The 22,709-nt window shown below is 33.8% G+C and carries 24 protein-coding genes; 14 read left to right on the top strand and 10 right to left on the bottom strand.

The window, feature by feature from the left end:
* Window positions 1-32 precede the first annotated feature (32 nt).
* The 4 genes from HRU49_RS01100 to HRU49_RS01085 all read left to right on the top strand — a co-directional run bounded on the left by HRU49_RS01100 (window position 33) and on the right by HRU49_RS01085 (window position 3,269).
* Window positions 33-170, top strand: a complete 138-nt coding sequence (locus HRU49_RS01100) for a hypothetical protein (RefSeq protein WP_296353269.1) — start codon at window positions 33-35, stop codon at window positions 168-170.
* A gap of 181 nt (window positions 171-351) precedes the next feature.
* Window positions 352-1,023 (top strand): outer membrane beta-barrel protein, encoded by a 672-nt coding sequence (locus HRU49_RS01095; protein ID WP_296353267.1) that lies wholly within the window; start codon window positions 352-354, stop codon window positions 1,021-1,023.
* 45 nt (window positions 1,024-1,068) lie between these two features.
* A complete protein-coding gene (locus tag HRU49_RS01090; RefSeq protein WP_296353265.1) occupies window positions 1,069-2,247 on the top strand; it encodes an AIR synthase related protein in 1,179 nt (392 codons plus the stop codon).
* A gap of 11 nt (window positions 2,248-2,258) precedes the next feature.
* Window positions 2,259-3,269, top strand: a complete 1,011-nt coding sequence (locus HRU49_RS01085; protein ID WP_296353263.1) for a DUF3078 domain-containing protein — start codon at window positions 2,259-2,261, stop codon at window positions 3,267-3,269.
* Here HRU49_RS01085 and HRU49_RS01080 read toward each other — a convergent pair.
* Window positions 3,266-3,919, bottom strand: a complete 654-nt coding sequence (locus HRU49_RS01080; protein ID WP_296353261.1) for an ABC transporter ATP-binding protein — start codon at window positions 3,917-3,919, stop codon at window positions 3,266-3,268. The genes HRU49_RS01085 and HRU49_RS01080 overlap by 4 nt on opposite strands.
* Window positions 3,920-4,640: 721 nt before the next feature.
* Between HRU49_RS01080 and prfA the strand changes: the two genes are divergently transcribed.
* The 4 genes from prfA to HRU49_RS01060 all read left to right on the top strand — a co-directional run bounded on the left by prfA (window position 4,641) and on the right by HRU49_RS01060 (window position 7,995).
* A complete protein-coding gene (gene prfA, locus HRU49_RS01075; RefSeq protein WP_296353259.1) occupies window positions 4,641-5,717 on the top strand; it encodes a peptide chain release factor 1 in 1,077 nt (358 codons plus the stop codon).
* Window positions 5,718-5,748: 31 nt separating this feature from the next.
* The gene (gene pyrF / locus HRU49_RS01070) at window positions 5,749-6,567 is read left to right on the top strand and encodes an orotidine-5'-phosphate decarboxylase (protein WP_296353257.1); all 819 of its coding nucleotides are present in this window, start codon (window positions 5,749-5,751) and stop codon (window positions 6,565-6,567) included.
* Between the two features lie 5 nt (window positions 6,568-6,572).
* A complete protein-coding gene (locus tag HRU49_RS01065) occupies window positions 6,573-7,358 on the top strand; it encodes a helical backbone metal receptor (protein WP_296353255.1) in 786 nt (261 codons plus the stop codon).
* A gap of 514 nt (window positions 7,359-7,872) precedes the next feature.
* Window positions 7,873-7,995 (top strand): hypothetical protein, encoded by a 123-nt coding sequence (locus HRU49_RS01060; protein ID WP_296353252.1) that lies wholly within the window; start codon window positions 7,873-7,875, stop codon window positions 7,993-7,995.
* 334 nt (window positions 7,996-8,329) lie between these two features.
* Here HRU49_RS01060 and HRU49_RS01055 read toward each other — a convergent pair whose 3' ends face one another.
* Window positions 8,330-9,034, bottom strand: a complete 705-nt coding sequence (locus HRU49_RS01055) for a DUF4197 domain-containing protein (protein WP_296353250.1) — start codon at window positions 9,032-9,034, stop codon at window positions 8,330-8,332.
* Between the two features lie 40 nt (window positions 9,035-9,074).
* Between HRU49_RS01055 and HRU49_RS01050 the strand changes: the two genes are divergently transcribed.
* Window positions 9,075-10,043 (top strand): MBL fold metallo-hydrolase, encoded by a 969-nt coding sequence (locus HRU49_RS01050; protein ID WP_296353248.1) that lies wholly within the window; start codon window positions 9,075-9,077, stop codon window positions 10,041-10,043.
* Window positions 10,044-10,045: 2 nt separating this feature from the next.
* Here the strand turns inward: HRU49_RS01050 and purU are convergent, their stop codons facing one another.
* Complete coding sequence (gene purU / locus HRU49_RS01045; RefSeq protein ID WP_296353246.1) at window positions 10,046-10,900, bottom strand: formyltetrahydrofolate deformylase; 855 nt, start codon at window positions 10,898-10,900, stop codon at window positions 10,046-10,048.
* Window positions 10,901-11,044: 144 nt separating this feature from the next.
* Between purU and HRU49_RS01040 the strand changes: the two genes are divergently transcribed.
* A complete protein-coding gene (locus HRU49_RS01040; RefSeq protein ID WP_296353244.1) occupies window positions 11,045-14,461 on the top strand; it encodes a methylmalonyl-CoA mutase family protein in 3,417 nt (1,138 codons plus the stop codon).
* A 228-nt stretch (window positions 14,462-14,689) separates the two neighbouring features.
* Complete coding sequence (locus HRU49_RS01035) at window positions 14,690-15,235, top strand: sigma-70 family RNA polymerase sigma factor (RefSeq protein ID WP_296353242.1); 546 nt, start codon at window positions 14,690-14,692, stop codon at window positions 15,233-15,235.
* Here the strand turns inward: HRU49_RS01035 and HRU49_RS01030 are convergent.
* Complete coding sequence (locus tag HRU49_RS01030) at window positions 15,232-15,627, bottom strand: hypothetical protein (protein WP_296353241.1); 396 nt, start codon at window positions 15,625-15,627, stop codon at window positions 15,232-15,234. The two genes, HRU49_RS01035 and HRU49_RS01030, sit on opposite strands and share 4 nt — an antisense overlap.
* Window positions 15,628-15,744: 117 nt before the next feature.
* On the opposite strand from HRU49_RS01030, the gene HRU49_RS01025 reads away from it, so the two are divergent.
* A complete protein-coding gene (locus tag HRU49_RS01025; protein ID WP_296353239.1) occupies window positions 15,745-16,188 on the top strand; it encodes an Lrp/AsnC family transcriptional regulator in 444 nt (147 codons plus the stop codon).
* Here HRU49_RS01025 and HRU49_RS01020 read toward each other — a convergent pair.
* The 4 genes from HRU49_RS01020 to HRU49_RS01005 all read right to left on the bottom strand — a co-directional run bounded on the left by HRU49_RS01020 (window position 16,172) and on the right by HRU49_RS01005 (window position 18,540).
* Window positions 16,172-16,447 carry a hypothetical protein gene (locus HRU49_RS01020; RefSeq protein ID WP_296353236.1) on the bottom strand — a complete coding sequence of 92 codons (276 nt, stop codon included), beginning with the start codon at window positions 16,445-16,447 and terminating at the stop codon, window positions 16,172-16,174. The two genes, HRU49_RS01025 and HRU49_RS01020, sit on opposite strands and share 17 nt — an antisense overlap.
* Before the next feature lie 174 nt (window positions 16,448-16,621).
* Window positions 16,622-16,783 carry a hypothetical protein gene (locus HRU49_RS01015; protein ID WP_296353234.1) on the bottom strand — a complete coding sequence of 54 codons (162 nt, stop codon included), beginning with the start codon at window positions 16,781-16,783 and terminating at the stop codon, window positions 16,622-16,624.
* 165 nt (window positions 16,784-16,948) lie between these two features.
* On the bottom strand, window positions 16,949-17,329 hold the full coding sequence (locus HRU49_RS01010) for a VOC family protein (RefSeq protein ID WP_296353232.1): 381 nt from the start codon (window positions 17,327-17,329) through the stop codon (window positions 16,949-16,951).
* Window positions 17,329-18,540: an MFS transporter gene (locus tag HRU49_RS01005; RefSeq protein WP_363146077.1), complete on the bottom strand. Its 1,212-nt coding sequence runs from the start codon at window positions 18,538-18,540 to the stop codon at window positions 17,329-17,331. The genes HRU49_RS01010 and HRU49_RS01005 overlap by 1 nt, the downstream gene beginning before the upstream one ends.
* 233 nt (window positions 18,541-18,773) lie before the next feature.
* Here HRU49_RS01005 and HRU49_RS01000 point away from each other — a divergent pair, with 233 nt between their 5' ends.
* Window positions 18,774-19,373 carry a DUF1684 domain-containing protein gene (locus tag HRU49_RS01000; protein WP_296353229.1) on the top strand — a complete coding sequence of 200 codons (600 nt, stop codon included), beginning with the start codon at window positions 18,774-18,776 and terminating at the stop codon, window positions 19,371-19,373.
* Here HRU49_RS01000 and crcB read toward each other — a convergent pair.
* Together crcB and HRU49_RS00990 are read right to left on the bottom strand one after the other, a co-directional pair.
* The gene (crcB, locus tag HRU49_RS00995; protein WP_296353228.1) at window positions 19,370-19,738 is read right to left on the bottom strand and encodes a fluoride efflux transporter CrcB; all 369 of its coding nucleotides are present in this window, start codon (window positions 19,736-19,738) and stop codon (window positions 19,370-19,372) included. The two genes, HRU49_RS01000 and crcB, sit on opposite strands and share 4 nt — an antisense overlap.
* Complete coding sequence (locus HRU49_RS00990) at window positions 19,739-20,497, bottom strand: transcription activator effector-binding protein (RefSeq protein ID WP_296353226.1); 759 nt, start codon at window positions 20,495-20,497, stop codon at window positions 19,739-19,741.
* A 91-nt stretch (window positions 20,498-20,588) separates the two neighbouring features.
* On the opposite strand from HRU49_RS00990, the gene HRU49_RS00985 reads away from it, so the two are divergent.
* On the top strand, window positions 20,589-22,628 hold the full coding sequence (locus tag HRU49_RS00985; protein WP_296353224.1) for a dihydrofolate reductase: 2,040 nt from the start codon (window positions 20,589-20,591) through the stop codon (window positions 22,626-22,628).
* Window positions 22,629-22,709: the final 81 nt, after the last annotated feature.

Raw genomic sequence — 22,709 nt, 5'->3', positions numbered from 1 at the left:
TTTGAGATGCTATTAATCAATATTTTGTTAAAATGAAGAAGTTACTATTAAGTGTAGCTATTCTCGTGGGAGCAACTTTAATTTTGTCTCAAGACAAGTCAGAAAACATGAACGATGTTGTGAATGACGAAGTTGTTAATATTCAGCCTGAGCTACAAACAGAATCTTAAAAAGATTAAGTGATATTGGTGAGTAACTTACACCAAAAGAAAAGGATAAATCTATTTCTATAGATTTATCCTTTTCTATTATTGATAATCTTTAATAATTTTATGTTTTGTAGATTATTTTAATATATTGCGGCGCTCCTCAATCATAATTAAATCAACCTATTTTGTAATTAAGGTATTTATGTTGATTAAATTGAAGTCCGTTTTACTATTGTTAGCCATATCATCTATTGGCTTATCCAATCTAAGTGCTCAAAAAGATGTAGAATCTAATCAAGATAATAAAAGACTATATAAGAAATTAGGATTTTATGATATCCGAGGCACTAATTCTGTTGATATTGCTGCTGGTTCAACCTTGATCACAGGCGATTTTCCAGAGCCAGAATTTAAAGTTTATTTTCGTTTAGGATATAAAAGATTCATTACAGAACATCTTGGGGTAAGTATTGCCTTTAATAAATATAACCTTGCTTTTAATGAAACTTTTAATGAAGGATTTGTTTCTTTTGATTTTAATTTAGAGTATTTGATGGCCCCGTTTAGTAATATATCTCCTTATGCTTACGGTGGTTATAGTTATAACGCATCTTCTGACTTTCAAACCACAGGTCCAAAAGTTCAAGGAGGATTAGGAGTTGAGTTCATTGTTTTTAAAAAAGTTGGTCTTGAGATATTCGGAGAATACAATTATGTGTTTTCAAAAAAAACAAGCCCCATTATTCAAGAAGAAAATAGTATAAGTTTTTTAAGGCTTGGTTTAGGTCTAAACCTCTATTTTGGTGGTCAAAAAACAAAAGAGAGGCTTTTAGAAGAGGTAGACACCGTAATTCAATCAAATATTATTAAATAATAATTAGCAATTCTTACTTTTGTGTTACTTAATTAAAATACTTCAATGAGTAATTCAGTGAGCAAAAGGTATTCGCAAAGGGGTGTTTCAGCTTCTAAGGAAGATGTCCATAATGCTATTCAAAATATTGACAAAGGTTTATTCCCTAATGCCTTTTGTAAAATCGTTCCAGATTATTTAACTAACGATGATGACTATTGTCTGATAATGCATGCGGATGGTGCTGGAACAAAATCATCTTTAGCCTATATGTATTGGAAAGAAACAGGTGATATTTCTGTATGGAAAGGAATAGCACAAGATGCCTTAATTATGAATATAGATGATCTTCTTTGTGTTGGGGCGACAGACAATATTATGTTATCTTCAACCATAGGAAGAAATAAAAACCTTATTCCAGGCGAAGTTATTTCTGCAATAATAAATGGTACCGAGGAACTAATTAGTGATTTAAATTCGTTTGGAGTAGCAATACATTCTACGGGTGGTGAGACAGCAGATGTGGGTGATTTAGTGCGAACTATTATAGTAGATTCTACGGTAACAGCAAGAATGAAGCGATCTGATGTAATTGATAATGCTAATATCAAAGAAGGAGATGTTATCGTTGGACTAGAATCTTTTGGTAAAGCTTCATATGAGACTGAATACAATGGTGGAATGGGTAGTAATGGATTAACTTCTGCGAGACATGATGTCTTTTCTAAGTATTTAGCAGATAAGTACCCAGAAAGTTATGATGCAGCAGTCCCTGAAGAATTAGTTTATTCGGGGCAAACTAAATTAACAGATTCTGTTAAAGATGTACCAATCGATGCGGGGAAACTAGTTTTATCACCAACACGAACATATGCTCCTATTATAAAAGCCATATTAGAAAAATATAAAAGCGATGCAGTTCATGGTATCGTGCATTGCAGTGGTGGTGCTCAGACGAAAATTCTTCATTTTATAGACAATCTTCATGTGATTAAAGATAATATGTTTGCAATACCTCCGTTATTTAAGCTCATTCAAGAGCAATCAAAAACGGATTGGAAAGAAATGTATCAAGTATTTAATTGTGGGCACCGTATGGAATTATATGTAAAACCAGAAATTGCGGAAGATATTATTGCTGTATCCAGGTCGTTTAATGTAGAGGCGCAAGTTATCGGAAGAGTTGAAGCTTCAAATACTAAAAAACTTACCATTACAAGTGAATATGGTGTTTTTACCTACTAATTTTATATCAAATGAAACGCTATTGGTTAGCCTATATTATTGTTTGTTTGTTTTCAGTATATGAGGTTGGTGCGCAGCCAGATTCCTTATTCTTAAATAACAAGCAAAAGGAAAGCATAGTTAATTTAGGGTGGCAAACAAAAAAGGAAATCGGCTTTTATCTAAATCAGGTATCTTTTTCTAATTGGAATGCTGGTGGTACTAATTCAATTTCTGCCATTATAAGTGGAAAAGCCTCCGCAAAGTATAAGAAAGAGAATCTATTCTGGAATTCATCTTTAACATTGAGATATGGTCTTAATAAGCAAGCACAACAGCCTATTTTTAAGACAGAAGATGTAATTGAAGTGGTATCCAATTTCGGATTAGAAAAGGACAAGAAAAGTAATTGGTTTTATTCGGCTAGATTTAGTTTTAATTCGCAGTTTGCTAATGGATTTAGCAATCCAGAAGCAGAGGATCCAGTGTCTAGATTTATGGCTCCAGGTTATGTGTTTATGGGAATTGGTATGGAGTATGGTAGGTATATAAATAGATTATCTATTTACGGCTCACCATTTACTCTAAAAACGACCTTTGTATTAGATAAAAACCTGGCAAATCAAGGTGCGTTTGGTGTAGATCCTGCGATTTATGATTTGGACGGGAATATTATAAGTGAAGGAAAAAAAATAAGACAAGAGCTAGGTATTCTTTTAACAGGTCAATTTGAAGATGAGGTTTTCGAAAATATGAATCTTATTACACGATTGCGATTATATACAGATTATCTTAATAGCTTTGGTAATATTGATTTGGATTGGGAGGTTAATTTAGACATGAAAGTCAATAAATATGTTCAAGCCACATTTGGATCTCACCTCAGATATGATAACGATATAAAAGTTGAGGTAGAACAGAATGAAATGACCAACGAGGAAGTGGTTGTTAAGGGTCCTAAACTTCAATGGAAACAGCTGCTTGGTGTTGGTGTAGTTGTAGACTTAGATACCATTATGAATAAGTCAGACGGGTCTCCTTAAATTTGACGGATATACTTATAGTCTTCTAACTCTTCAAGGGCTTCTATTTCTTTTGTCGTTCCGTTTTTAAGTAGGTAAATACGATCTGCAGCCGCTATAATATGTTCATATAAATGATCAGTTATAATAATTGCTTTTTGCTTTTTTTCCTTAAAAATTAGTTTCTTAATATATTCAACATATATGGGTGCAATATGAGAAAAGGGTTCGTCTAATAGTACTAGTTTGCTATCGGATTTTAGAATAATATAGGTTTCTACAATACGTCTTTCACCACCTGATAAATGACCTATTCTCTCATGTCTATATTTATTAAAACTTTCAAATTCAGAAGTAAATAATTTCCAATTTAAATTGTATAGCTTAAAAATATTTTGGAGGCGCATTCCGCTGGGAATAAAGTGGTATTGCGATAAAAATTTAACAAGACCAGACTTGTATAGTGGTTTTAGAATCGGCTTATTATCTATTCTTACCAATTTATATTTAGATTTTAAATTGCCAAAGACAATATTAAGCAAGCAACTTTTTCCACATCCGTTACTTCCTAAGATTGCGGTAGTTTTACCAACTTCAGCCTTCAAGTATATGCCATTTAGAATACATTTATTTTTAAAATAGAGTTCTATGTTGTCAATTTCAAAAACCAAAGAGGATATATTTATAGGAGTGTTTTAGTTAAAAATAAAAACGCAATGGTCATTAGACAGTCTAAGAACAAAACAAAGGCAAAAAGTTTAATTGGCGTAATGCTAAGGTTTTTGTAAAATGTAAACTGCCTTTTGTTAGCGGTTTCGGTCATAAAATACCAAGCAAATATGGTCAAGAAACTCTTTGTAAGTAGGGCTGGAGTATAGTCGGAATCAACAGAAGCTAATAGCACATTTATAATTATAGACCATACAATAAACGTTTTGTAAAAATTGAGGTAGACCAATAGACGAATCATACTCGAAAATACAATTTTTAAATAAAACCTTTAATGAGTAGCAAAAATGTACATGTGATAATGCTATCAAAGATAAATATAGTGCTGAAAAATTTTAGATGTGATACACCTCGTATCTTATAAAATTTTAAACGTTGTCTTAACCTTCTATCGCTAATCATAATCCATAATAGAAAAGTCAGGAACAGTTTTGTGCAGAGCGCTAAAATTAGGGCAGGATTAATGGCCGTAATGATTATGGTTACTAAAAAGGACCAAAAAGCCAACGGTTTATAGTAGTTGAGTATAGAGGTGAACTGCCGTACCATATACATACAATAACGCCATTAGGCTCATAAATATTTTATACATTATTGCTAAATTTCATTCAAAATATAATCCATAAAAAATTGTACTTTTGACATTCAATTTTTTGAAGATAAATGTTAGATAAAATACAGATTGTAAAGCAACGTTTTGATGAAGTTAATGATCTCATTATTCAACCGGATATTATTTCTGATCAAAAACGCTATGTACAACTCAATAAAGAATATAAGGATTTAAAGAAGATCGTAGATCGAAGTGCTGTTTATAAAAACCTTTTAGATAATATAGCTGAAGCTGAAGATATTATTGCTGATGGTTCTGATGCTGAAATGGTTGAAATGGCTAAGATGCAGTTGGATGAAGCTAAAGGCGAATTGCCTGCTATTGAGGAAGAAATCCGATTTTTATTAATACCAAAAGATCCTGATGATTCTAAAAATGCTGTTGTTGAAATTAGAGCAGGAGCTGGTGGTGATGAGGCAAGTATTTTTGCAGGTGATTTATATCGGATGTATTCTAAGTATTGTTCTGATAAAGGGTGGAGTACCAGTGTGGTAAATATTAGTGAAGGGACATCGGGTGGTTTTAAAGAAATTATTTTTGAAGTCAATGGTGAAGACGTTTATGGTACATTAAAGTTTGAAGCTGGTGTACATCGTGTTCAACGTGTCCCGCAAACTGAAACGCAAGGACGTGTTCATACAAGTACCACAACCGTAATGGTGTCTCCAGAAGTTGAAGAGTTTGATTATGAACTTGATATGACCGAAGTTAGAATTGAGCGTACCACCTCTACAGGTCCAGGTGGACAGTCCGTTAATACAACATACTCGGCTATTAAATTACATCATGAACCAACTGGTATGATTGTGAGTTGTCAAGACCAAAAGTCCTCGCATAAAAACTTAGAGAAAGCGCTTAAAGTGTTACGTTCTCGATTGTATGAAATGGAATTAGAGAAGCAACTTGAGGCCGATTCAGAAAGACGTAAGAGCATTATAAAGCGTGGTGATAGAAGTGAGAAGATTAGAACTTACAATTATCCTCAGGGACGAGTTACTGATCACCGAATAGGTTTAACACTTTATGATTTGTCAAACATTATTAATGGTGATATTCAAAAAATAGTGGACGAGCTAATGTTAGCCGAAAATACAGAGTTGTTAAAAGCTAGTGATGATATCATTTAAAATTAGACTGCTTTCAAGGTTTCTTTAATACATGACAACAGACCAACTTATAGCGCAGATTCATAAAAAACAATCCTTCCTATGTATTGGTTTGGATGTAGATTTAAACAAAATTCCTCAACACTTATTAGAGGAAGAAGATCCTGTTTTTTCATTTAATAAAGCCATTATAGATGCTACGCATCATTTGTGTGTTGCCTACAAACCTAATACAGCGTTTTATGAAGCTTATGGCCTCAAAGGATGGCAAGCATTAGAAAAAACAATCAACTATTTAAATGAGAATTACCCTGAATTATACACTATCGCAGACGCTAAACGTGGGGATATAGGTAATACTAGTACCATGTATGCCAAGGCATTTTTTGAGGACTTAGCCTTTGATAGTGTTACAGTGGCACCATATATGGGTAAAGATTCTGTTGAGCCGTTTTTGGCTTTTGAAGAAAAACATACCATTTTATTAGCCTTAACATCAAATCAAGGAGCTTTTGATTTTCAGACCAAAACCATCGAAGGAAATGAGCTTTACAAGAAAGTATTAGAAACCTCTAAATCTTGGCAAAATTCCGATAATTTGATGTACGTTGTTGGTGCCACAAAAGCAGAGTTTTTAGCAAGTATTCGTAAAATTATACCTAATAGTTTTATTCTGGTACCAGGTGTTGGTGCTCAAGGTGGTAATCTTCAAGATGTATGCAAATACGGTATTAATTCTAACGTTGGTTTATTAATTAATTCATCTAGAGCTATTATTTACGCCTCTCAAGGGAAAGATTTTGCAGAAGCTGCTGCTGCTAAGGCACAGACACTCCAGTCCGATATGGCAATTGAGCTGGGTAGATTATAATTCTGATGGTTTTTGTTGATCAACTCAAAAGAAGTTTAGAGCTACCCTCATTGCCCAAACGTATTGTTTCGTTAGTACCGTCACAAACTGAATTACTAGTAGATTTAAGCCTGGAATCCTCAATAGTTGGAATTACTAAGTTCTGTGTACATCCGCATTATATTAGAAAACAGAAAAACATTGTTGGTGGTACCAAACAAGTTAATTTTTCTAAAATAAAAGCTCTTCAGCCAGACATTATTCTTTGTAACAAAGAAGAGAACACTAAGAGTATAGTTTCTGAGTTAGAGAAATTTGCACCGGTTCATATCAGTGATATTAGCACAATTCAGCAATGTTTTGAGCTTATCAATATGTATGGTGAATTATTTAATGTCGAAGCTCAAGCACAACAGTTAATTGCAAGGATTCATAAAAAGCGAGATGATTTTAGGCAAAGATTTGCTGAGCCTAGACTAAAAGTTGCATACTTCATTTGGAATAATCCCCACATGGTAGCAGGGTCAGACACCTTTATAAATGAAATGTTATCAGAAGCTGGATTTATAAATGTGTTTCAAGATGATTCACGTTATCCAGAAATCGAACTTAATCATCCAAAGCTAATAGAAGTAGATGCCATTTTCCTATCTAGTGAACCATTTCCATTTAAAGAAAAGCATGTAATGGATTTAAAAAAGCAATTTCCTAAGAAACACATATTAATTGTTGATGGCGAACTATTCTCGTGGTATGGTAGTCGACTTCTAAAGTCCTACAGTTATTTTTCACAACTGCATGATGAAAACTAAAAAGTCGGTATCAACGACAATACCGACTTTGAACTAACTAACTGTGCGAATCTCTTTTAAGACTTATCTCTTTTGCAATGCAAAGATGCTAACTAAAAGTTTAATCAATGTTATGTTAATATTAGCATACAATTAAATATACTTTAATAGTATGTAGTTAAACTATATCAATTTTGAAGAAACCAATCAATATATCATGTATAATACTATTCTCAGTAGTATTTTTTACGCAAAAAAAACCTCATTAATTGGTGCTCAGAAAAACACGCTAAATTCGGTTTTGGATTGGGACTTGGTAAGTTACTAATACAGATGAATCTGAAGCAGGTCAAAAATGTTATTATGAAGATTCAGAGTCAATGTATTCTTCAATAGAATTGGACTAGCAACTCACCAGGATACAGAGGTGTAAGTAATAATATTTACAGTTATACAGCTAAACACTAGGAATAAATCTGGGCAGATTACCAAGGACAACACCTCTACTTTAATGGTATTAAAATTGAAAATTAAAATGATACTGAAAACAGAAGAAAGTAATGTCAGAGCGAAATCGTTTTACCATTGCATTAATAGGACTCATAATGAAGATGGAACTGCAAGACCACTTTGGAAAACAATAACTGAAGATGGTTAGGTTATTATTGTCTTTGATGGCTTATATAAACGAACGGATTAATTTGAGGATATGTAGGATCTCTAATTATAAATTAAAGCTTATTAATTTCACTTTTACCATAGTTACCTTAAATTCTGAGATGTCACTCAAATTACGATCTGTTTGTCTTAAATTATAGGCCAGCTTGATCAATCCCTGATATTCAAATTTCAAATTTTATTCTATTTGGAGTAATCCTTCTAAATGAGCCAACGCATTTAATATTCTAATCTGTGTAGCAGGTATAAACTAAAGTGACTCAAACGTTTTTTAAGTCATTAATATTTTCTGTAAATCACTGATTGTTTATTTTTTAGTCTTGAAGCGCAAATACCTTTTTCAATAGATCCGTACTTCTAGAAGACATTTTATTTCTAATTTCTTTTTCTTCTAGTGCTATCATGGTATATACACCCTCTAAGGCTTCTGATGTTACGTAGTCAGTCAAATCTGGATTAACATTATTAGTTAGTGGGAGCGTATTGTACTTCGTGATTAGGTTAGTCCATATTTGATCTGCTCCGACCTTGCTAAATGAGTTTTGAATAACAGGCCTAAATTTGTCATATAGCGCTGTTTGTGTTTTAGTGGTCAAATAATTGGTTGCCGCACTATCATCACCTAAAAGAATATTTTTTGCATCGGTAAACGTAATGTCTTTTACAGCACTTACAAAAATTGGAGTAGCTTCTTTAACAGCATCTTCTGCCGCTCTATTAAGTGCTTTTAAACCACTATCAGCAAGACTACCTAATCCAACATTTCTCAAGGCTTTATCAACCTTTTGTAATTCTTCAGGTAATAATATTTTAACGAGTTCATTTTTATAAAATCCGTCTTTCTGAGTAAGTTTACTTACTTGTTTATCAATTCCAAAGTCAAGAGCTTGACGCAATCCAGCTGCGATATCGGCATTACTTAAGGTACCGCCTTGAGGTAATTCATTAATTACGTTTTGTAATTCAGCACAGGCTGTGAAGTTAAAAACAATAAGTAAGGTGAAGATTCTTTTTATCATAAGTTTTGGGTTTTTATCTTTAACAAAGATATATGTTCCTATGAAAGCCTATCAATATTCATTCGTATTATTTTTTCTTGTATTTTCTAATTGTACGGAAGTTGCCGTGAATAATCGTGAAATCTCAAATTTGGGTGCATCTTCTAAAGCTAAACAGTATATAACTGTTTTAGGGATTGCCCAAGATGCTGGTTATCCTCAAATTAACTGTGAAAAGGAATGCTGTGCAGCGTACTTTAGAGGAGAAGAGTCCAAAAAATTGGTGTCTTGTTTGGGATTAATTGATCATAGTACAAAGCAGAAATGGTTATTTGATGCTACTCCTGATATTGCAGAGCAAACAGAAGTTTTAAAAAAACAACACATAGATAATGGTTCTATTATAAATGGTATTTTCTTGACTCATGCACATATTGGGCATTATACAGGGCTCATGCAATTGGGTAGAGAGGCACTTGGAGCAAATAAAGTTCCAGTATATGCCATGCCACGTATGAAGCAATATATAGAAACTAATGGTCCTTGGAGTCAATTAGTTGCTTTGGAAAATATAAACCTCAAAAAATTAAAGCAAGACTCAATAGTTATGCCGAGTCCAAAACTAAAAGTAACTCCAATCTTAGTGCCGCACCGTGATGAATATTCTGAAACCGTTGGTTATACGATAGAAGGACCAAATAAATCTGCATTGTTTATCCCAGATATTGATAAATGGGATAGATGGAATAGAAATATAGTTGAGGAAGTTAAAAAAGTCAATTATGCATTCTTGGATGCTTCATTCTTTAGGGATGGCGAACTCAAACGAGATATGAGTAAAATTCCTCATCCTTTTATAACGGAAACCACAAGTTTATTTGAAAATGAGGCCCAAGAGATAAGGCAAAAAATTCACTTTATTCATTTTAATCATACAAATCCTGCTTTAAAGGATAGTCATAGATTAAAGGATAGTTTAAAATTATTGGGCTTTAATTTTGCTAAGCAAGGAGATAATTTTGCGCTTTAGTACTACGAGAATATTACCGTTTTATTATTAAACACCATAACTTTTCGATTAGCGTGAAGTTTAATAGCATTAGAGAGTACAATTTTCTCTAAATCACGTCCTTTGGCAATTAGATCTTTGATGGAATAAGAATGAGATACATGAGCTACATTTTGCTCAATAATTGGACCTGCATCTAGCTCTTCTGTAATGTAATGACTTGTTGCGCCAATGATCTTTACACCCCTTTTAAAAGCGGAATGGTACGGTTTTGCACCAACAAATGCAGGTAAGAAAGAATGGTGAATATTAATTATTTTATTTGGATACTTGTTAATTAAAAGATGAGAAACTATTTGCATATAACGCGCTAATACAACAAAATCAATTTGATGTGTTTCTAATAATTCTAATTGTTTAAGTTCTGCTTCTTTTTTATTCTCCTTTACGATTGGGATATAATGAAAAGGAATTTTAAAATTATCAGCTATAGACTTAAGATCCTCATGATTACTCACTATAAAAGGGATTTCTAAATTTAGTTCACCTGAATTATAGCGTCCTAAAATATCGTAAAGACAGTGGTCATATTTAGACACGAATAAGGCCATTTTTGGCTTTTTATTTGCCGAATAGATGCGCCATTTTAAATCAAACTTATCCACTAATGCATTTTGGAACAATTCTTTAAAACTTTCAACAGAAAATGAGTCCGAAATAAACTCACATTCAAGGCGCATAAAGAATATATTTTGTTCGCGATCAACATGCTGATCGATATAAACAATGTTTCCATTACTTAGTGCCATGAAATTAGTTACAGAAGCAATAATATTTGGTTGGTCAATACAATGTATCAGCAGTGTAATTTTTTGCATATTTTGAATATTTGCATAGTACTTAAGTATTGCAAAATAGTAAGTTTTGGGATGTAGTTCTTGGTTTTATATTATTCATAATTATTGTGTAATATTTTTGAATATTCCGTAAATTTGCTATCGAATTAAGCTAGATTTTTACGAATGGAACAAGTCGCACCATATAAGCCTAAGTATAAAGTAAGAATAGTAACTGCCGCTTCACTTTTTGATGGCCATGACGCAGCTATAAATATTATGCGCCGTATTATTCAAGCAACAGGTGTTGAAGTCATACATTTAGGTCATGATAGAAGTGTTGAAGAAGTGGTTAATACTGCTATTCAAGAAGATGCAAATGCCATTGCAATGACTTCCTATCAAGGAGGTCATAACGAATACTTTAAGTATATGTATGATTTACTTAAAGAGAAAGGCGCTGGTCATATCAAAATCTTCGGAGGTGGCGGAGGTGTTATTCTCCCTGAAGAAATTAAAGACCTAATGGACTATGGCATTACAAGAATTTATTCTCCCGATGATGGACGAGAAATGGGTTTGCAAGGTATGATTAATGACCTTGTTAAGAAATCTGACTTCGCGATAGGTGATCAATTAAATGGAGAGGTTAACGTATTGCATGAAAAGAATCCTAAGTCAATTGCTCGTGTTATTTCTGCAGCTGAAAATTTCCCTGATGTTGCTAAAACTACCCTTGATAGCATCCATACAAAGAATATTAACTCAAAAACACCTGTGCTTGGAATTACAGGAACAGGTGGTGCAGGTAAGTCATCCTTAGTAGATGAATTGGTGCGTCGTTTTCTGATTGATTTTCCAAACAAGACTGTTGGGCTAGTGTCAGTTGATCCTTCAAAACGTAAAACAGGTGGTGCACTTTTAGGTGATCGTATTCGAATGAATGCTATTAATTCACCGAGAGTGTATATGCGAAGCCTGGCAACACGTCAATCGAATTTGGCGTTGTCGAAATATGTTAATGAGGCTGTTGAGGTTTTAAAGGCCGCTGAGTATGATTTAATTATTTTAGAAACATCAGGTATTGGTCAATCTGACACTGAAATTTTGGAGCATAGTGATGTGTCGCTTTATGTTATGACTCCTGAATTTGGTGCAGCAACACAGTTGGAAAAAATTGATATGCTGGATTTCGCAGATTTAGTCGCGATCAACAAGTTTGATAAACGAGGAGCTTTAGATGCGCTTCGTGATGTAAAAAAACAATACATGCGCAATCATAACCTATGGCATGAAGATCCGGATACCATGCCTGTATTTGGAACTATTGCGTCTCAGTTCAATGACCCAGGAATGAATACGCTTTACAAGGCTATAATGGATAAGTTGGTTGAGAAAACTGAAGCAGATCTAAAGTCAACGTTTGAGATTTCAAAAGAGATGAGTGAGAAAATCTTTGTTATTCCTCCTGCGCGTACAAGATATCTTTCTGAAATCGCTGAAAATAATCGTGCCTATGATAAGATTGCAAATACTCAAGTTGAAGTAGCACAGAAGTTATATGGTATTTATAAAACTTTAGAGTCGGTTATAGGTCAAAAACCAAAACTTGATAAATCTGGAATTGATAGCGATAGTATAATATCTAGTACTACTGAAAATATAGAATTTATAAAACTATTGGTTGCTGAATTTGATCGTGTTAAGTTAAATTTAGATCCTTACAATTGGGAAATTATTACTGGTTGGGACGATAAGGTAAATCGATATAAGGATCCTGTATATACGTTTAAAGTAAGAGATAAAGAGATAAAAATAGAAACGCACACTAAATCCTTATCACATTCTGATATTCCTAAAGTTGCCTTACCAAAGTACCAAGCTTGGGGGGATATTTTAAGATGGAGTTTACAAGAGAACGTTCCTGGTGAATTTCCTTACGCGTCAGGGTTGTATCCATTTAAACGCACTGGGGAAGACCCAACTCGAATGTTTGCAGGGGAAGGTGGGCCAGAACGTACTAATAGACGCTTTCATTATGTGAGTCTAGGCATGCCAGCAAAGCGCTTATCAACAGCGTTTGATAGTGTAACTTTATATGGTAACGATCCAGATTACAGACCAGATATTTATGGAAAAATTGGAAATGCAGGTGTAAGTATTTGTTGTTTGGACGATGCTAAGAAACTGTATTCTGGTTTTAATCTCGCAGACCCTATGACATCGGTGAGTATGACTATTAATGGTCCAGCACCAATGTTATTAGGCTTTTTTATGAATGCTGCTATCGATCAGCAGTGCGAGATTTATATTAAGGAAAATGGTCTTGAGAAAGATGTTGAAAAGAAAATTGCAGCATTGTATAAAGGAAAAGATAGACCGACTTATAATGGAGATATTCCTAAAGGAAATGATGGACTGGGTTTAATGCTATTAGGAGTCACTGGTGATCAGGTGTTGTCAAAGGATATTTATGAGGTCATCAAAGCCAAAACCATATCTCAAGTTAGAGGAACGGTTCAAGCAGATATTCTTAAAGAAGATCAGGCTCAAAATACCTGTATTTTCTCTACTGAATTTGCCTTACGATTAATGGGTGACGTACAGGAATATTTTATAGATAACGGAGTACGTAATTTTTATTCAGTGTCTATATCTGGCTACCACATTGCAGAAGCTGGCGCTAATCCGATTTCGCAATTGGCTTTTACATTAGCAAATGGATTTACTTATGTAGAGTATTACTTAAGTCGAGGAATGGATATTAATAAGTTTGGTCCTAATTTATCCTTCTTTTTCTCTAACGGTATCGATCCAGAATACGCTGTAATTGGTCGTGTAGCACGTAAGATTTGGGCGAAGGCTTTAAAGCATAAATACGGTGCAAATCCAAGAGCCCAAATGCTTAAATATCATATCCAGACCTCTGGTCGAAGTCTTCATGCTCAAGAGATTGATTTTAATGATATTAGAACAACACTTCAAGCGCTCTATGCTATTTATGATAATTGTAACTCGTTGCATACCAATGCCTATGATGAAGCCATAACCACTCCAACTGAAGAATCAGTGAGACGTGCTATGGCCATACAGCTTATCATTAATAAAGAATTGGGCTTAGCTAAGAATGAAAATCCAATACAAGGATCATTTATTATTGAAGAACTAACTGATTTGGTTGAGGAAGCTGTTCTTACAGAATTTGACCGAATTACAGAACGCGGAGGTGTTCTAGGTGCTATGGAAACCATGTATCAACGCTCAAAAATCCAAGAGGAGAGCTTGTATTATGAAACACTGAAGCACAATGGAGATTTTCCAATTATTGGGGTAAATACGTTTTTAAGTAGTAAAGGTTCACCAACAGTTCAACCCGCTGAGGTCATTAGAGCCACAGAAGCAGAAAAGGAGTTTCAAATTAAGACACTGAAAAACTTACATCAAGCCCTTAATACTGACGCGTTATTAAAAGATCTTCAGATGAAGGCTATTCATAATCAAAATATTTTTGAAGCATTAATGGAGGTATGTAAGGTGTGTTCTCTTGGACAAATTACAGCAGCCTTGTTCGAAGTGGGAGGGCAATATCGCAGAAATATGTAAATTTTTTTTAGTCCTTTTGCATCTTTTTTCAAGGTTCTACGTCTATTAGACGAATTAAAAAATATTAAATCATGAAAAATTCAGATAAATGCTCATGTAATTGCGAGCCATGTATCAATGGCCAATGTGCAGATTGTTCTTGTGAAAGTTGCACATGTACAGATTGTAATTGTTAATTATTATCAGCTTAGAAATTGCTAATTCTAAGCTGATATTTTATATTTAGGGATGACCACTAAGAATGCTTGGGACACATATTCGGCAGATATTAAGCACTTTATATTGAGTAAAGTGAAAAACGAGGCTTTGGCTGATGATATTCTTCAGGATACCTTTATTAAAGTTCATACGAAACTTCATACATTAAAGGAAAATTCTAAACTTAAGCCCTGGTTGTTCTCTGTTGCTAGATATACCATATTAGATTATTTTAGATCCTTATCGCAAGACATTGATTTAGATATTCCTAATCAAGATGTAGATGATAACGAAGATGATTCAAGTCATACAGAAAAAGACTGCCTTAGAGGTATTTTAATTAATCTTCCTAAAAAGTATAGAGACCCTATTTTTCTTTTTGATATAATGGGACTCAAACAAAAGGATATCGCGACACGTCTAGAGTTACCTCTGCCAACCATTAAATCTCAAATTCAAAGAGGACGTAAACTAATTGCGCAAGGGTTTATGGATTGTTGTGGTTACAAAATGAATCAAGAAGGCTACTTAATTGGGGAACTACAAGATAAAGAAGATTGTAAAATATGCAACTAAAGCGTTAGCATCCAGTTACGCTGCAATTTTTTAAATGTTTTGAGTTCGCCTCTTAAAATAGGAAGATAGTCTCTTCCATTGCTTTTGGAGCGTTCTAATCGTTTACAACTTCGATAAAGTTTATTTGTCAAGCGCTCAAGACTTTCAAGATGTTGATGTTTTTTTTCAGAGAAACGTGCGCGTTCAGCATTAATAATTTCTGGGGCTAAATGCGTTGATTGTTGTACAATATCTCCCGTGAAGTAGATATTATTGTCTTCTGAGCCGTCTTCATTTAAATACGACAAATCCTGACTAATGTGAGTCGATATACATCGAGATATCATAAGGATATCCATGGCCTTTCTATATATAGGCAACTCAGACAAGTGTGATGGTAGGTTGTAATTCATTTTCGCAAGCAATTAAAACGAAATTACGGAGTAGTTTTAACAATTTACTTTAATAATTAAGGTAAAAGCTTATATTTGCTTTAAAATTTATGTTAATTTCTGTCAAAATAATTTAAAATGGCTATTGATGATATTAATAAGAAGATTTTAAAGTGTTTACAGGATAATGCACGCCTTTCAAATGCCGAAATCGGAAGACGCGTGGGAATCAGTTCTCCTGCGGTTAGTGAGCGTATTAAAAAGCTTGAAGACGCCGAAGTCATTGAAGCATTTACTACTGTTATTTCACCGTTTGAAGTAGGGTATCAATTTAAGGCCATAGTCACCTTACGCGCCTTTATGGGAATGCTAAAACCATTTCTTGAAAAAGTAAAAACCTATGACGAAGTCGTTAATTGTTATCGTATTACTGGTAACGAAAATATTGTTATGGAGGTCATTCTTAAAAATCAAAAACACTTAGAATCCTTCATTGATCAGTTAATTAGCTATGGTGAAACAAAAACCCAAATTGTGTTGTCTCATGTGGTTAAACATAGTGAGATTAAACCAATACGATGATTAATTTTTTAATCATCAAATGCGGTACGGCTTCTAATTTCCAATCAACAACTAACCCATCAGCTAAGGACTGATTCATCTCCTTACGGTAAAAATAGTGGCTTAAATAGAAGGTAGTTTCAAATAATTTTTCGCCTTCTTCAGAGGTAATATTATTTCTATCATGAGTAAAGACTTCATCCTTTTTAATATCTAGGATTGGGAATATTGCTCGCATCTTGTCAATACCACTTGGAAAGCTAAGTGAATACTTCATCATCTAATAATCTGGCTTTAGCTAAAACAAAGGCACCATCGCGATGTGAGGTAATACATTGAGCGTCTTTATCGACCTTTCTAACCAAATTAAGCATTACTTTATCTTTTAACTAGTTGTCTCAATGCTGTTAAGTATTCAGAACAACAACGATAGTGATTTTAGGAATGTTAATCTTTAGATAATTAGGTTTGGTAATAATCGTATGCCTTCAGAAGTTGTAATAAGATCATCTGTGTTTGCCAAAGTAAAAACATGTATGGCTTTTATAGTCTTTGAAGACGGTCTGCCGAAAAATATCATATGGTGCACTGAGTTTTGTGTTATAAAAGCATCCATAATTAGAAATTGGACATTATATTGGTTGGTTTATAATATTCGTTATGCCTTAACTTCAAGACTTGAATCTTTGATAAAACTTACTTTTTGCTATTGTCTTTAGATAGACTACCCCTTAAAACAGTTAATAGGAGAGCTACTAAAATTGATTGAATTTTTATTTGTCTATTCTTTTATGCGCCAAGGTGGGTTTTTTCTGTTTTCTTTTGCATTGAACAAAATAATTTGATTGCCATCTGGATCTTTAAGATGTGCTTCTCTCCAAAACAATGGCTTATCCTCGGGTTCACTTGTAAATGCAATGCCTTTTTCTTTGAGAATGTTCACTTCATAATCTAAATCTTCAATCTCAAAATAAACACTGATACCTTCACCTGTTGGTAATTGGTTTACGTTGTGTATTGAGAAGGTACTGTCACCATCAGGGCACTCAAACCTAACATAACGCGGTAAGGCATCAACAATCAGTGTAAGCCCTAGCTTTTTATAAAATTCCGTCGCTCTTTTAAGATCTAGCGACGGAATTGTAATTTGATTAAGATTCATTATAATTTTTGTTTTACACGAGTATGAAGCCAGTATGCAAGAAGTATTGCTATTAGTCCATAGCCTGCAGTGAGTAACCAGTTTATTTGATAGCCATAATTATGAATTATACCTAATCCAATTTTAGGACTAAATATATGAGCTAAGGAAAAGGACATTGAATACATCGCCATGTAACTTCCCTCTAACCCGTCCTTTGCTCTTTTAAGTGCAAATCTATTGGTGTATGGAAAGCCTAGCATTTCACTTAAGGTCATAAGAATAATGCTGATAATTAGAATTCCTATCCAAAAGTTATTGTACAAGACTAAGAAGCTTAATGACAATAGACTACAACACACAATAATATATTTTGTAATTGGAATCATTTGCTTTTCTAAATAATTCAGAAGTGGCATTTCAAAAATTACAATAATTGCTACATTAAGAAATAGGATAATACCTATCTTAAATTCATTGAGTTGAAAGATCTCATCATAGTATAATGGTATAGTTGTAAATAATTGAAAAAAAGCCATTCCAAAGAGAAAACAAATAATTGAATGAATCCAAAAAGAAACATCTTTATAAACAACATTCTTGTCTAAATTTTTGTATTCATTTCTTATCTCTGCTGGTTTTACTTTAGGATCTTTCACTAGATACAAAAATAGTAGTATAGCAATAATACATGTGAAACCATCAATCCAGAACAGAAGATTATAACCATTAGTAATAATTATTAATCCTGCGAGAGTTGGCCCAATACCCATTCCTGCGTTTATAGCTAATCGAATTAGTCCAACTGACCTAGTTTGATTCTCTGGTTTACTATATGCTTTAATAGCTACAAATATTGCAGGTCTAAAAGTGTCTGCGATAGACATTGTTACTAATATACCAAAACAAAATCCCCAAAATGTATCAATATATTGTAAAGCCATAAAACACAGACCAGTCAAAAATAGGCTACTAACCATGACCTTAAAGAACCCGAAAATGTCTGTTAATTTTCCGCCTAACCAAGATCCTATAACAGAACCAATACCAAAAAATGCGAATATTGATCCAATATCATTTTCTGAAAGACCCATATCTTTCTTAAGGTATAAAGAAAGAAAAGGAATAACCATGGTTCCAGCTCTATTTACTAAGCTGATTAAGGATAAATACCACATCTCTCTTGATAAATCCATGAAAGATTCAATGTAGTTTAAGTAAAGCTTTTTCATTTTGGTTGTTGTTATAAAAATAAAAAGTCCGACGGTTTCGTCGGACTTTTAAATATTGTTTAGTGATATATAAGAATAGCTACAATAGATAATACATCCGAATGGTTTCCGAAGAAATCACACAGGTTTGTTTTGTATATCTAATGGCTTGCAACATTGTTTTACTCTAATTACACTCCAAACTTACAATAAAATCTGATAAGTTGTATTTTTGATCTGTAAAAAGATTAAAGATGAAACGAGTTTTAATGGCGCTATTTATACTATGTTCGCTGAGTTGTTCCAAAAAGGAAAAACTCTTGGGTGATACTGCTTGGCAAAGAAAAGTGAATTCTGACTTTAAGGATGCTTCAAAATCACCATTAAAGAAAACCGATCTTAAGTCATTTAAATCATTGGACTTTTTTCCGTTTAATCCAGAGTTTGTTGTAACCGCGACCTTAGAACGGACACCAGGATCTAATTGGTTCAATATGAAAACCACAACAGGCGAGGTTACTAGAGAACGCATTTATGGAATATTGCGTTTTAATCTTCAAGGGAATGAATTTAAGCTCAATGTTTATCAAGGAGAAGAGCATTTACAGTCTGAACAATTTATTGATTATTTATTTCTACCATTTTTGGATGATACCAATGGCGATTCAACCTATCCTGGTGGTCGCTATTTAGATATGAGAATACCAATGGGCGATACTATAGAAATAGATTTTAATAAGGCTTACAATCCATATTGTGCCTATAATGAGAAGTTCTCATGTCCAATAGTACCAAGAGAAAATTACATTGCAACTAAAGTCGAAGCTGGTCTAAGGGATTTTAAAAAGAATTAAACTTTTACCACATACATTCCAAGAAAAACTGCCATAAATCCAATTGCAAAACTAGCAATGGTATAGATTGCAAAACTTGTAAAGTCCCCAGATTTCAAGAAAATATGATTTTCATAAGCAAAGGTTGAGAAGGTGGTAAATCCACCACAAAAGCCTGTAGCCAAAATTAAAGTTTGGTTTTCGGTAAGACTGTTGTTTTTTGCTGCCATTCCCAAAACAATGCCAATTAATAAGCTCCCAATAATATTGGCAGCAAAGGTGCCGTATGGAATCCCATCATTTGAGCTGTTCAGCCATTTGCCAATTATAAATCGTAATGCGCTTCCAAAGCCACCACCAACGAAAACTAAAAGTATTTGCTTCATTTATTCTTTTATAGGAACGTAAATTTCTGTAATCCAGTCAGAAGGATTAGGATAAAATCCTAGATCGGTTGCGTGAATTTCATAAGGTTTATATTCCGATTGTTCAAATCCTTGTTTGGTCAAATGCTTGATCGTGGCTTCCCGTGCTTTTGGCAAATTTGTGTAATTCCCAGTTAAGGTGGTTTTAAGGACTTTCATATTTGGCATAAAACCCAATGAAATATCTGATTCGGAAGGCAGTTCGACACGTTCATTAATTGGAATTCCATTGCTCATAATAACAGTTTCTGCCATTTCATTATAAACCGTTAACGGGATGCTTTCTTGTAAAACACTGTCGAGCATTACAAGACCTCTTTCATAGGGAGGTCCAATTTCTGATTCCATTCCACCCATAATAGTTGCGAATGCTTTGAGGCCAAATGGTGAATCTTTATCAGAAATAGTGTAAGTTACGTCTATGGATCTATCTTCGTTTGATTTTAGACACCAAGTTATGTCATTCTGCGGGAAATGCGCAAACTGCAATTTTTCAGTGATAGAGGAATTATGCGTTGTTGCTATAATTTTCATGGTACTTATACCATCTTTATCTTCCCAATTTTTAAAGTCAATAATATCACTATATATAACAGCTTGAGGAGTATTCATTGTTTTAGTGTGAGTAACTTCAAAAGAATTTGGTTGTGCCTCAACATGAATAGAAAAGCCAATTACAAGGGTTAATAATAAGAGAATTAAATACTTGACCACCTTCATTTTTAGTGAGATTTAGTAGTTACTCAAAGATAGTAATTTTATGATATGCGTATTAATATTACATTTGTAGACAACACAAAATAACTAATTTATGAATCTAAAATCAATATTAAACATTTGCCTTATTGCCGTTTTGGCGATGTCTTGTAAAGATGATGGCAAGGAAACTGTCCAGGATGATACGCTTGAAAGCAAGGTGTCCCAATTCGATTTTAATGTCGAACAATTTGCTGATATCAAAATCCTAAGATATCAAATTCCTGGTTGGGAGAATCTAAGTCTTAATGAGCAAAAACTAGTATATTATTTAACAGAAGCTGGTTTAGCAGGTAGAGACATTATGTGGGATCAAAATTACCGACATAATTTAAAAATAAGAAAAGCGCTGGAGCAAGTGTACACGAGTTACGATGGTGATAAATCATCTGACGATTGGAAGGCTTTTGACGTTTATCTTAAACGTGTTTGGTTCAGTAATGGTATTCATCATCATTATTCAAATGACAAATTAAAACCAGAGTTTTCTAAAGATTATTTAAATGAATTGTTCCTTGCTACTGACACCAAATTAGATGGTGAAGCTTTTGATGTTATTTTTAATGATAAAGATGTTAAAAAGGTAAATCAAGGGAAAGGAATTGATAACGTTTTATTATCCGCTGTAAATTTTTATGGTCCTGATGTTACCAATGCTGATGTAGAGCAATTCTATGCTGCGAAAACATCTCAAAACCCAGACAGACCATTATCTTTTGGACTTAATTCGCAGTTGGTAAAAGAAGATGGTGTTTTAAAAGAACGTGTATATAAGTCTGGTGGACTTTACGGTTCTGCCATTGATGAGATTGTTAAATGGCTAGAAAAAGCACAAGGAGTTGCAGAGAATAAAGCTCAAGGCGATGCCATAGGACTCTTAATTCAATATTATAAAACAGGTGATTTACAAATTTGGGATGATTATAACGTAGCATGGACTGCAGCTACAGATGGTAATGTGGACTATATTAATAGTTTTATTGAAGTTTATAATGACCCATTAGGGTACAGAGGATCTTACGAAACTATCGTTCAAATCAATGATTTTGACATGTCTCAAAAAATGAAAGTTTTATCAGATAATGCGCAATGGTTTGAAGATAATTCCCCATTAATGGATGAGCACAAAAAAGACAGTGTAGTTGGTGTAACTTATAAAGTAGTTACAGTTGCAGGTGAGGCTGGTGATGCATCTCCAAGCACACCAATTGGTGTAAACTTACCGAATGCTAACTGGATAAGAAAGGAAGTAGGAAGTAAATCTGTTTCACTTGGTAATATTATAAATGCATACAATAATGCTGGCGGAAGTGGTCGTTTAAAAGAATTTGTCAATGATGACGAAGAGTTTGAGTTAGAAGAAAAGTACGGAAAGTTGGCAGACAAGCTTCATACAGCATTACATGAAGTTATTGGTCATGCTTCTGGTCAATTAAATCCAGGAGTAGGTGAGACTAAGGAAACTTTAAAGAATTATGCCTCAACATTAGAAGAGGGTCGTGCGGATTTAGTAGGGCTATATTATTTATATGATTCTAAACTTCAAGAATTAGGATTAGTTGAGGATTGGCAAAAAGTTGGGAAAGCAGCTTACGACGGTTACATTAGAAATGGTCTAATGACTCAATTGATAAGATTAAATTTAGGGGATGATGTTGAAGAGGCTCATATGCGTAACCGTCAATGGGTAAGTGCTTGGGTGTTCGAACAAGGTAAAGCCGATAATGTTATTGAAAAAGTGAGTAGAGATGGTAAGACCTATTACAACATTAATGATTATGATAAGCTTCATGAGCTCTTTGGTCAACTTTTAAGAGAAACTCAACGCATTAAGTCGGAAGGCGATTTTGTAGCTTGCGAAGCTTTAGTAGAAGGTTATGGAGTTAAAGTGGATCAAGATATCCATGCTGAGGTTCTAGAGCGTAATAAGCAATTTACATCGGCCCCTTACAGTGGTTTTGTTAACCCAGTATTAGTACCAGAGATGAACGATGAAGGTGAAATAACAGTAATTAAGGTAACGCAACCAGTTGGTTTTCCAGAGCAGATGTTAGCTTACAGTAAATCGTACAGTTTTTTACCTGTTGTTAATTAAAAGTATTTCAATTTAAAATAAAAAGGCGGTCTAATTAGACCGCCTTTTTTGTGTTCAAATGTTTGAGATGTTTCTTTTTTT

Source organism: Winogradskyella sp. (assembly GCF_013213975.1).
In the GTDB taxonomy this organism is placed as follows: domain Bacteria; phylum Bacteroidota; class Bacteroidia; order Flavobacteriales; family Flavobacteriaceae; genus Winogradskyella.
The sequence above is the reverse complement of the archived record's forward strand: the minus strand, read 5'-3'. Positions and strand labels throughout refer to the sequence as shown.